The sequence below is a fragment of the Methanobrevibacter sp. V74 genome, assembly GCF_963082495.1.
In the GTDB taxonomy this organism is placed as follows: Archaea; Methanobacteriota; Methanobacteria; order Methanobacteriales; family Methanobacteriaceae; genus Methanocatella.
The window spans coordinates 1-973 of record NZ_CAUJAN010000015.1 but is presented as its reverse complement, the minus strand read 5'-3'; the positions used below and the strand labels follow the sequence as shown (position 1 = coordinate 973).

Here is a 973-nt window from a genome sequence, read left to right as displayed (position 1 = left end):
TAGTAAAAATTCAAATCACACAAGTTTTTGAAAGAGACTTAATTTTCTAAATTCGCATATGGAATAATCGTGTAGAACATATGAAAATTAATCTAAGAATGATACTAGATACCATGAACGTTTGATTGCTATGAAATTGTTTTCTAAATGAAATAAACTTTCAGACTTGCAGATATTTCAAAATAACAAAAAAGACGGTATAATTCTTTCAGATGAAACAACACATATAATTGAAGATACAAACTGGAGATTGTAAAAAATTTAGCTGATTGATTTTTTATAATTTTATTTTCATTAAATTATTATATGAAAAATAATGATAAATTCATTTAATATTTCTTTAATTAAATAATATTCTCGTTTTAAGTATTTTGGTAGTGTTATTTTGAAGTATTCTTCGATTTTTATTGTTTGTTTTTGGTATTTGGGAGTTTTGAAAAGTATGTGGTGGTTTTATTGAATTTTTTTGTTGGGTTTTTTAGGAATTTTTGTGTATCTTCATAATTGGTTTGATTGGTTGTCTTTTTTCGAGTTTTTTTTTTGATTTTTCTAAAGGATGGTGTGCGTTTTTTTATGATGTGGAATATGCAGAGTTGATGATTTATGTATATTTTTTTCTATTATTGTGGGACATGCTAAATAACCATCAGTTACTAGTACTTTTTTTGGGTAATCCTTCCAGAAAGTATTTTAAAAAGATTTCTAGGAATTCTTTGTCGAAATCTTCTTGAAGCATTACTTGGTCATTTATTAGTATTTTTTGAAGGTTTTCTTCTTTTTGCGTGATGAATGAATCTGCATATGTTGATTTAGTGATTCATATTCATAATATCCAATTTTGGAATAATATTCATCATAATACTCATCAAAAAAGCTCAAATCATCAAGATGAATGGAATTACTGACATTTAGTTGATCATCATCCAAAAAAAATAGTCTCTTTCAAAAACTTGTGTGATTTGAATTTTTACTA

The 973-nt window shown here is 25.2% G+C and carries 1 protein-coding gene; it reads right to left on the bottom strand.

The annotated features are described in order from the left end of the window. Window positions 1-750: 750 nt before the first annotated feature. A complete protein-coding gene (locus Q9969_RS11585; protein WP_305557899.1) occupies window positions 751-927 on the bottom strand; it encodes a hypothetical protein in 177 nt (58 codons plus the stop codon). Window positions 928-973 lie beyond the last annotated feature (46 nt).